6 protein-coding genes are annotated in these 10,278 nt (G+C 60.1%); 1 reads left to right on the top strand and 5 read right to left on the bottom strand.

Going from position 1 to position 10,278, the window contains the following annotated elements:
- The 3 genes from R3C19_27020 to R3C19_27010 form a co-directional block, all read right to left on the bottom strand.
- Positions 1 to 1,221, bottom strand: a 1,221-nt coding sequence (locus R3C19_27020) for a PQQ-binding-like beta-propeller repeat protein (protein MEZ6064014.1), incomplete at its 3' end; no start/stop codon positions are given.
- Positions 1,222 to 1,635: 414 nt separating this feature from the next.
- Complete coding sequence (locus R3C19_27015; protein MEZ6064013.1) at positions 1,636 to 3,708, bottom strand: helicase C-terminal domain-containing protein; 2,073 nt, start codon at positions 3,706 to 3,708, stop codon at positions 1,636 to 1,638.
- Positions 3,693 to 5,540 carry an FHA domain-containing protein gene (locus R3C19_27010; GenBank protein ID MEZ6064012.1) on the bottom strand — a complete coding sequence of 616 codons (1,848 nt, stop codon included), beginning with the start codon at positions 5,538 to 5,540 and terminating at the stop codon, positions 3,693 to 3,695. The genes R3C19_27015 and R3C19_27010 overlap by 16 nt, the downstream gene beginning before the upstream one ends.
- Before the next feature lie 422 nt (positions 5,541 to 5,962).
- Between R3C19_27010 and R3C19_27005 the strand changes: the two genes are divergently transcribed.
- On the top strand, positions 5,963 to 7,885 hold the full coding sequence (locus tag R3C19_27005) for a DNA topoisomerase IV subunit B (protein ID MEZ6064011.1): 1,923 nt from the start codon (positions 5,963 to 5,965) through the stop codon (positions 7,883 to 7,885).
- 353 nt (positions 7,886 to 8,238) lie between these two features.
- Here the strand turns inward: R3C19_27005 and R3C19_27000 are convergent, their stop codons facing one another.
- Positions 8,239 to 9,216: a hypothetical protein gene (locus tag R3C19_27000; GenBank protein ID MEZ6064010.1), complete on the bottom strand. Its 978-nt coding sequence runs from the start codon at positions 9,214 to 9,216 to the stop codon at positions 8,239 to 8,241.
- Between the two features lie 131 nt (positions 9,217 to 9,347).
- On the bottom strand, positions 9,348 to 9,959 hold the full coding sequence (locus R3C19_26995) for a hypothetical protein (GenBank protein MEZ6064009.1): 612 nt from the start codon (positions 9,957 to 9,959) through the stop codon (positions 9,348 to 9,350).
- Positions 9,960 to 10,278: the final 319 nt, after the last annotated feature.

The raw sequence follows: 10,278 nt of genomic DNA, 5'->3' as shown, positions 1-10,278 counted from the left end.
TGCCGTCGCGCCTTCTCGTCCGGGAAAATAGACCCGATCAGCCGCCGCGACCGGCGACGCGTAGACGGAACTGATTTCCGGCAGCCGCTGCTGACCAATCAGAACTTCGCCAGTGGCGGCATCGACCGACGACATGATTCCTTCACGGGATTTTGTGAAGTAGAGCTGCCCCTTGTACAACACCGGTGACGCAACGTACGGCGCCGCGTCGTCGCGTTTCCAGGCGACAACGTCCGTGTCGGTCACGTCATCAGTGGCGTCCAGCGGAATCGCGTAGATCGCGTTGCCGCGATACCCGGTCATGCACACGATCATGTTGTCCTGCAGCACGGGCGACGGAATCGGGTTCTCCACCTGACCGCCGCATTCCCAGACCAGGTCGCCGGTTTCCAGATCGTAGCTGCGGACACGATGCCCGTTTGTCACGACCTGAGTTCTGCCGTTGTGTTCCACGATGAACGGAGTCGCCCACGTTGTTCGTTCATCTCGTTCCACCTGCCAGCGAATTTCGCCGTTGGTCGCGTCGAGCGCAATCAGTGAAGACTGGCCTTCATGATCCCACGGAATGACCAGTGTGTCGCCGTGCAGCGCCGGAGAACTGCCTTCGCCGAAGCTGTTGCGAGTCTGCATCTGTCCGAGATCGCGGTGCCAGACTTCCTTGCCGTTCATGTCGAAACAGAACACCCCGCGCGAACCGAATGACACGAACAGGTGCTTTCCGTCGGTGACCGGAGACCCGGACGCGAACGTGTTCGTCCCGTGGCCGCCTTCATGCGGCACCGCTTCGACGGCAACCGTCCGCCAGACTTCGCCACCCGTCGTCCGGTCGTAGCAGATGACAGCATACTGGTGGAAATTCGTCGGAGGCGGCGCGGCGCCGAAACCTCCGCGCCCGCCTCGGCCCCCACGGCCCTGCTGCTGATCGGCCGGCGGTTCCGCTGCGGCTGCCGCGGCTCCTTCGGCCTTTCGATCTGTCGGAATCGCAGTCAAAACATAGATGCGATTTTCCCAGATGATCGGCGTGGCGCTGCCCTTGCCCGGAACTTCAATCTTCCAGCGAACGTTCTTCGTTTCGCTCCATTCGACGGGCGGATTGCCCGTGTCGGACGAGCCATTGAAGTTCGGCCCGCGCCATTGCGGCCAGTTGTCGCTGACGTCGCTCGCGAAGGCTGAAACGGAAAGGCTAAACAGAATGCTGGTGCAGGTGACGACGGAACGCATCGGAACTTTCCTTTGACGTTGTGAAACACAGCAGGCTGAAGAATGACACCAAACGGCGGCGAGTCACCAGCAGCGCCCTGCGGTGAACGTCACAGCAGCGGACCGCAGCGAACATGCATGCATTCTGAATGCGCTCATGAACCGAAACCGGATGGCGATGCAGGCCCGTCGCGATGATATCAAAAGCAACAACGCGTTCCAGGGCTCCTGCTTTCAGATGCGCTGCCTTGCGAGCCCGTCGTGAGCGGGAATGACGGGGCGCGCGGGCTTGCGCGGATGCTGGGTTCCCGCCTGCGCGGGAATGACGGGGCGCGCGGGCTTGCGCGGGAATGACGGAACGCGGCCGCCGGAACAACGGTGTGCAATCGGTGGGAATCTGAGAAATCTGTGGCCAACTCTTCGTACGATGGCCGGTCAATCGCGGTCGACGGGTTCAATTGTCTGACCGTTGTCGATTTCCGTTCGGCAATCCGGAAGGCTTTCCAGAAACAGCCGGCCGTATTGTTTCGTCAGGACTCGCGGGTCAAGAATCACGACTCGTCCGGAATCCGTCGCTCGGCGGATCAGACGGCCGAAGCCCTGCTTCAGTTTGATGACGGCTTCGGGAACCTGATATTCGCGAAACGGGTTGCCTCGGCGAGCCTTAATCGCATCGACGCGAGCTTCCAGAAGCGGATGATCGGGCACGCTGAACGGCAGCTTGGGAATGATGACGTTCTGCAGCGAATCTCCCGGAACGTCGACACCCTGCCAGAAGCTGTCGGTACCGAACAGGACCGCTCGCGGATCATTGCGAAATCGTTCCAGCATCGCGGAACGCGGCATTCCGCGGCCCTGGCTGTACAGCGTCAGGTCGTGTTCCGCCAGCCAGCCGAGCAGTCGCTGCACGGCGAATTCCATCATCGAATAGCTGGTAAACAGAACAAACGCGCGGCCGTTGGTTTCCAGCACGTGTCGCTGAATTCTTTTGACGACTTCGGCTTCGAAGCCGCGAGCGTCCGCGCCGGGATCGGGCATGTTCGTCGACAGGATCAGACGCACCTGCCGCCGATAATCAAACGGGCTTCCCAGCCGGCAGTCGCCGCCATCCGTCAGTCCGACGCGCGATCGGAAGAAGCTGAAGTCCTTTGTTCCGACGGCCAGCGTCGCGCTGGTCAGAATGACGCTGGGAACGGCGTTGAAGAGGTGTTCCTTCAGAATCGGCCCGACTTCGATGGGGGCACTCATCAGAGTCAGTCGCTGTTGCCGAACTCCGCCGCGTTCCAGCCAGAACACGGCACCGCGTTCCTTCTGCACGCACCACGCGGCAAGACTGTCGGCCAGCAAATAGCAGCGACCCGCGGCGGACGTCAGTTCGACTTTGTCACTTTCGTTGCTGATGCGATCCGCGTAGTTTTCGATCTGTTTTCCGAGTTCGGTCAGTTTCGGAGTGACGTTGTTGACGACGTCGACGGGTTTGTCCAGCCGGCCGTTTCGCTTTCCGAATCGCGTCGCCCAGTCGTCAATGGCGAAGAACAGGTCGCGACTCGCGTGGCGAACTCCCTGGGTCAGCTTTTGGGCTTCGACCATTTTGTGCAGCACCAGCAGACCGCGATTCGCCCGATCGTTGTACAGCTTGTTCATCAGGTATTCGATCTGCCCTTCGGAAATCGACAGGCCCAGATGGTCGGCGGCCACGGATTCGATGGTGTGGGCTTCGTCGAAAATGACGGTGTCGTAGTCCGGAAGCACGCTGGCTCCTTCGCGCCGCAGCGCCAGATCCGAAAAGAACAGCGCGTGATTGACGACCAGCACGTGAGCGTTGCGGACGCGGCGGCGAGCCTTGTAGTAGAAGCATTCGTCGTGGTGAGGGCACTTTCGGCGAAGGCAGTCGCCCTGATCGCTGAGCACTTCGTCCCACACGGCCGGCTGCGGTCGAAAACTCAGATCGGAACGGCTGCCGTCGGTGGTTGTTTTTGACCAGGATGAAATCTGAGCCAACTGCCGCTGCCCGTCCATTTCGAACAGAGCCTTCTGTCCGGAGCGGGCGACGGCCTTTGCAGTGCGACGCAGGCTGATGTAGTTGCTGCGGCCCTTGACCAGCACGGCGGAAAATTCGACCGGAAGCACCGACTGCAGAAACGGGATGTCGCGCCCGATCAGTTGTTCCTGCAGACTGATCGTGTGAGTCGACACGATGATTTTTGGAGTCTTCCGATCGTTCTTCTTCTGATCCTTCTCGTTTTCTTGCGCGTCTTTTTCAGCGTCCGTCCTGCGGCGTTCTTCAGCGGCCAGAATGGCGGGGACAAGATAAGCGAAACTCTTGCCGACCCCCGTCCCGGCTTCCGCGACCAGATGCCGTCCGTCACGGATCGCGGCGGCGATGCGTTCGGCCATTTCCAGTTGCTGCGGGCGTGCTTCGTAGCCGGACAGACGACGTGCGATGCTGCCCTGTCGGCCCAAAACGTCGTCCACAGTGGGAGCAGCATCGCTCATTGCATGTCCCACGTCTCGGACCCTTTCCAGGGCTTTGTCACGGTCGACGACCTGCTCTGCGAACCTTCATCGGAATCCTTTGTTTTGGAACGCAGCCGCTGCACACAGACAAACGCCACGTCGTCGGGAACCGGGCAGCCGTTACGGAATTTTTCCAGACCGACTCGCAGTCCGATGTCCAGCGTACATCCTGTATCGCGGCCCGCCAGATCAACGAGTTCAACCAGCGTCTGGCCGCTCATCATCCGGCCGGTCGGGTCGATCAGCTTGGAAACACCGTCGCTGAACAGCACCAGCGAATCTCCTTTTTCCAGCAGAATACAGCCTTCGCCGCTGGCCGGGCGACCTGTTCCGATCGGCGGGCCGACGACAGCATCGTCCGTCACGGTCTGCGTGATTCCGTCGCGGATTCTGACGGGAATGCAGTGGCCGGCGACTGTCACCGACACCGTGGCGGATTTCGGATCAAGAATCAGAACACCCACCGACGTGATCATCGGAACGTGGCCGATTCGCTTCTGCAGTTCCCTTTCGGCCGTTCTTAACGCGGCGGCCGCGGATTCGGTTTCGACGATGGCACCGATCAGCAGCCGCGTCAGGCAGACCAGCAGTCCCGCGGCTTCTGATCCGCGCCCGGGCACATCGATCAGCAGGCAGGCTATTCTTCCGTCCGATAACGTGGCGTAGTCGATCAGGTCGGCTGCGATGTCGGGAGCGGCGATGATCTGATGTCCCCAGCGGAAGCCCGGTACTCCCGGCGGCGACAGAGGACCCAGGCTGGCTCGCAGCCGGGACGCGTCTTCCAGTCCGCGATCGACCAGCGCCCGCGCGACTTCGAGATCCACCTCCGCGGCGTTTTCCAGAGCTGCCGAAATGATGTGAATCAGAATCGCCAGTTGTTCCAGTTCTGACTGGCTGAACGACCGGTCCGTCTGCCCGGTGTCGACCTGGATGGCTCCGAATGCTTCCGACGATCTTCCCACGAGCGGCGCGGACAGGATGTACCTGGCGACCGATACGTCCGCTTTGTGTCCGGACTCCGATGGCTTCTGCCAGTAATCCACAAACAGGATCGCTTCGAAGCATTCCATGCTGTGATGCAGCACCGGCAGGCAGATCTGCGCGTCGCGGTTTTTCTCGCGAGCCGCCGCGGCCGCAACAACCAGTCCCGTTCGCGTTCGGTTGCGGGTAATCACGGCGACACATTCCGCCGCCGAAAAGAATTCGAACAGCGATTCCAGCACCGTGCCCAGGATTTCGTCAGTTCGAATCGCCCGCCTCAGGCCATGCGTCAGCTTCAGTGCCTGAGCCAGTTTGTGTCCGGCGTCCTGAGCGACCGGACCGGAACCGGATTCGTCGATGCCGATCATCGAGACGCGCGACAGAATCTGGCTGTCACGAAGCTGGTCCCGCCCGAGCTGTTCGTAGGAAATCTCATCGCCGCGTTCGACGGTGTGCCGGGCGGCGGAATTCTGCGACGGGACCGCTGAGTCGGACACGCTGATGACGGTCGGACGGTATCCCCAGTTGCCGGAATCTCCGTCCAGGGAATCCTGCGCGAAGAACACAAACGGCAGTGTCGAAACTTCCAGCCGGTCACCATTGCTTAGCGGCGTTTTTCGCGAGATCGCCCGGCCATTCAGAATCGTGCCGTTGCGGCTGCCAAGGTCTTCGACAAAGTAGCGGCTGCCTTCCGCCGTGATTCTCGCGTGATGGCGGCTGACGGACGGCGATTGGATCACCACGTCGCATGATTCGTGGCGGCCGATCGTCAGGGCATCACCCGTCAGCGGGTGCGTGATCGGATCCGGCTGGTCTCCGAATGCCTGTTTCAGATAGGCCATAGAATACTCACCGATAACGGCTGCGTCGCAACAAGCGTCCGCGAAAATCGTCAGCGGCCCTGGTTCCCGATTGGCAGGATCTGCCAGACGGACGTTTTAGTCGCCGCCGCTCCGTTCCACAACACCTGGCGAACCGGCATGCGGCGGTTCCCCTGTTTAGATGTGCGGCGGATGAGAATCTACCCGCCAGCCGCCGGCCGCGGTTCTCTGCGAACACAACCGCGGCTGGCGCCGTGCGGCTCGCGGGCAGGTAACAGCTCATCTGTCGCTCGCCTTAATGCGCTGTTCTTTGAATTGTCGGCGAATCTCTTCAGTTGCGACGCTTCCGTTTTCCGCGATACTCCTGCGGCGGTCGCGGTCCGAAAACCGCCGCCGCTTCATTTGCCGGGAGGCGAATGTCCGCTGTCTGCATAAGGATGTCCATGAGCACAACCGCCACAAAATCCGCCTATACCGGCGACGACATCGAAGTTCTGGAAGGACTGGAACCGGTTCGCAAACGCCCGTCCATGTACATCGGCGGCGTCGATGCCCGCGGACTGCATCATCTGCTGTGGGAAGTCGTCGACAATTCCGTCGACGAATTCCTGGCCGGCGAATGTGACAAAATCACGGTGACTCTGCACAAGGACGGCTGCAGTTGCACGGTCCACGACAACGGACGCGGCATTCCCGTCGACAAGCACAAAAAGATGAAGAAGTCGACTCTGGAAGTCATCCTGACAACGCTGCATGCCGGCGGAAAATTCAGCAACAAGAACTACGCTCGCAGCGGAGGTCTGCACGGAGTCGGCTCGTCGGTTGTCAACGCTCTGTCGTCGCACATGGTGGCCACAGTTCATCGCGACGGCGGAGAATGGGTGCAGGAATACCGGTACGGCAAACCGGTGGCTCCCGTCAAGAAAATGCGGCCGTTTCGAGGCCGCGGAACGCAGATCTTCTTTCGGCCCGATGACGATATCTTCCGCCGCATTCACTTCAATTCCGACACCATTCGTCAGCATCTGGAAGATATCTCGTACATTCACGGCGGCCTGACGATCGTCTTCCGGGACGAATTCCGCAACGAAACTCACGAACTTGCGCATCCCGACGGAATCGTCGCCTACATCGAAAAGATCATTCACGAAAGCGGCAAGAAGTCCGTTCACGAACAGTTGTTTTCCACGGATCGAGACGACAAAACGGCTCGCGTGGAACTGGTGCTGAAATGGACGGAATCCACCGACGAACATATTCGCAGCTACGTCAACGGCATCCGCACACACGGCGGCGGAACTCACGAAAACGGACTGAAGGCGGGACTTGTCAAAGCCGTCCGCAACTACATTGAAGTCCACAACTACAAGCCCCGCGGAGTCACGATTTCGGCCGAAGATATTCGCGAAGGCATCGTCGCCATCCTGTCCGTGTTTCACGGCGACCCGATGTTTCAGGGGCAGACCAAGGAACGGCTGAATAATCCCGAAATGGCCTCACACGTCGACGGACTGATACGGCCGGCGCTGGAAAACTGGCTGAACAGCAATCCGACGCTGGCCGATGCGATCCTCGGCCGCATCGTGCTGGCCGCGCGAGCCCGCCTGGCAAGCCGTGACGCCATCAGCGAAGTGAAACGCAAATCCGCCGCCTCACGCCGCACCAATCTTCCCGGCAAACTGGTCGACTGCCAGGCAAAGAACGCCGACGATTCGGAACTGTTCATCGTCGAAGGTGACTCCGCCGGAGGCACCGCTGTGATGGGTCGCAACGCGTCGACTCAGGCCGTGCTGCCGCTGCGAGGCAAGATTCTGAACACGGAGTCCCTGGCTCTGTCCAAGATTCTGAAGAATCAGGAAATCAGCGACATTGTCGAAACACTGGGAACCGGCGTCGGACCGAACTTTGACATCCACCGGCTGAGATACGCTCGCGTGATTCTGCTGATGGATGCCGACAGCGACGGTTACCACATTTCGACGCTGCTGCTGACGTTCTTTTTTCGACATATGCCGGAACTGATTCGCCAGGGCAAACTGTTTATCGCTCAGCCGCCGCTGTTTCGCATCGAAGTCGGCAAGACCACCCACTACGCTCAGACCGATGCCGAGAAGGAAGAAATCCTGGCGTCGCTGCCCGCCAACCGGCAGGCCACCGTGCTGCGATTCAAGGGTCTGGGCGAAATGAACGCCGCTCAACTGCGAGACACCACGCTGAACCCGAAAGCGCGAGTCCTGCTGCGAGTCGACATCGAAAGTCAGTTGGACGCCGACAGCACCTTCAATCAGCTTCTGGGCAAGGACGCGTCGGAGCGATACCGGATCATCATGGAAGAAGCCAGCTTCGCCGACGACGTGGATCTGTAAACCGCTGCCCGCGGAACCTCCCGCGCGGATCTGCCCGGGAACCGCCTTCCGAACATCGCCTTCCCCACTCCGATACCATGCCGCGAGCGGGGAAAAACGAGTCATTCAGCCTCGCGACCGTAAGACGATCGACAGATGAGAATTGACCAATGCAGAGCGACAATAGCTTCACCCTCCCGTTTCAACGGGAGGGTCGCCGATCGAATGCCGTTCAGGCGTTCGATCGCGGGGAGGGCCATGCACGGGCAACTCCCGTGGCGCGGACGCCCTCCCCTCGTTTGATCGCCTGCACGGCGATCAAGCTTCGACCCTCCCGTTGAAACGGGAGGGTATCTTCTCATCTGCCGCAGGCATTAGTTCATTGCGTTTGTTGCGGCAGTCAGTTGTTCGACGCTGATAGTGGCGCCGTCGGCCGGGAATTTCATCGGCGACAAATACCAATCTTCCGTGAAGTCCGCCGACTGGCCGGGCTGCAGGCGTTCGCGGGGACCGATCGGTTCCAGTTCGACCATCGCGTTGTCAGGATACCAAACCGAAATCGTCAAACCGGCAGCTTCGTTGTAGACGCGATCGGGAAACGTGCGGAACCGTTTGACGAACAGCAGATCATTCGGCGCGATGTATGCGATTGTTCCGGCATAGCTGTCGAACCCCAGCTTGGGTTTCCGCGGAGTCGGCCCGATCTGCAGGTAGTCGCTCCGCCGAACGATGGCCGGATCTTCCGGACGCATGTTGATCAGCCCGCCTTCTTCGTACAGCACGTAACCATTGGGAAAGCGGCTGTTCGCAGTCAGCGGAATGAAGCACAGTCCTTTTCCGACGGCAAACGTGCGGCTCCAGTGACACCATTCCTTCGGTTCGTCTGACACGTTCATGATCGTCTGAGTACACGTCAGCTTTGAAGAATCGGCGGCCAGCGTGAAGCTGCGAATCAGCCGAACTCCCGTGTTGGGGTCGTCCTGGCTGGTCATGCGAGCCGATCGCGGGCCGGTGATTTCAGCGGTCCATTCACCGCTCCACAGGACTTCTCGCGGCGGGATGATCAGTTCCGGACCGATGTCAAATCGACCGGCGGACGACGGAGGCCTGTTGCCGGGTTTCCAGTTCTTTTCGTCGTCCGAAACGTACAGGACGTTCTTGCCGTTCAGTGAGTACTCCAGTACTCGCCCCCCGACCTGCGGGCACAGAATCACAGTCACACCGGCATCGTTCTTCAGTTCGACGGCCTTGTCGTAACCGTGGAACGTGACAATGTCCGCGGCGTTCGCGATCGCGCCGGCGACAGACCCGCCAAGAATGCAGAAAAGTACGGCCAGATGTCGGGGTCTCATCGTTGTGTTCCTGCAATGGAAAACGGAACAGTGCGGACAGCGTTCTCGCAGCAGGCGAAGGATTTCGGTGGTGAATCTCGACGCCGATACCTGCGCGAACGGCATCTTTTGGAAGGGTGTCGGTCGACGTTTTATTCAGCATCGTCCGCTTGTGCCGCGTCGGGTTCATCGGCGTTGGGTTCAGGCGTCGCGTTTTCGTCGGTCGCAGTGTCGTCGACCGGGGGTCGCCCGCCCGCACCGCCACGCCCCGGACCGCCAAAGCCACCCGGTCCCGGTCCGGTCATGCCGCCGCCGGGTCCGCCGCTTCCCATCGGTCCCATCGGCGGACCGGAGGAATCCGCCCCGCCGGCGGGAGCTGACATCATTTGCTTATCCGGTTCCGTCGCGGAAGAAATGAATTTCGGCGGGTCCGTCTTGTCGGCGATGACATAGACCTGCAGCTTTCCTGGACGAAACAGACTGAACCACGAATAGCAGTACTCCGTGTAGTTGTCGTTTTCGCTGACCAGTTCTTCCTTCGGTGACATCGAAATCAGCTTTTTGGCTTCTTCCAGCGGCAATCGTTCGCCGGTGGAGTCGTTGCTGAGTTTTTCCAGAGCTTCGGCCGTCTGCCGCTGACCGAGACTCGCTCGCAGTTCAATGGCGGCAACGGCGACCAGCGCGACCAGCAGGACGCCGGACACGATCTTTCGGACCGGTGAAACACCCGGTGGTTTGCTTTGTTGTTTTGGTTTGTCTGCCATGAAAATTCCCCGCTCGTACGTCAGTATGCAGAAGTCAACTCCAGCGTCCCGGCACTCATTTCAGCTCCCTGCCAATCGCGCGGGAAAACGATAACGGGAATTGAACCGGTTTGCACTGCGACCGAAAAAAGAAATGACTCACCGGGGAAATGCGAGTGCTGACCCAAATGCTTTTCAGCCCCGGCGAGCCGTCACCGCGTCGACCGCTGGTGAGATGCACAGGCAAAAAACGTCAGCATGAACTGCCTGCGTCTTGAGTTGTTCTTCGCCAGCGAACGCGAAGCAATGTCCGCGCATGCACCTTTCCCAGCGCAGCGTC

Source organism: Planctomycetaceae bacterium, from assembly GCA_041398785.1.
In the GTDB taxonomy this organism is placed as follows: domain Bacteria; phylum Planctomycetota; class Planctomycetia; order Planctomycetales; family Planctomycetaceae; genus JAWKUA01.
Note: the sequence above shows the minus strand (reverse complement) of the source record. Positions and strands in the feature narration are given on the sequence as shown.

Bases quoted from the DNA above. Each gene is read 5' to 3' on its own strand.
- R3C19_27010 (MEZ6064012.1), bottom strand. From the start codon at position 5,540: ATGGCCTATCTGAAACAGGCATTCGGAGACCAGCCGGATCCGATCACG.
- R3C19_27005 (MEZ6064011.1), top strand. From the start codon at position 5,963: ATGAGCACAACCGCCACAAAATCCGCCTATACCGGCGACGACATCGAA.
- R3C19_27000 (MEZ6064010.1), bottom strand. From the start codon at position 9,216: ATGAGACCCCGACATCTGGCCGTACTTTTCTGCATTCTTGGCGGGTCT.
- R3C19_26995 (MEZ6064009.1), bottom strand. From the start codon at position 9,959: ATGGCAGACAAACCAAAACAACAAAGCAAACCACCGGGTGTTTCACCG.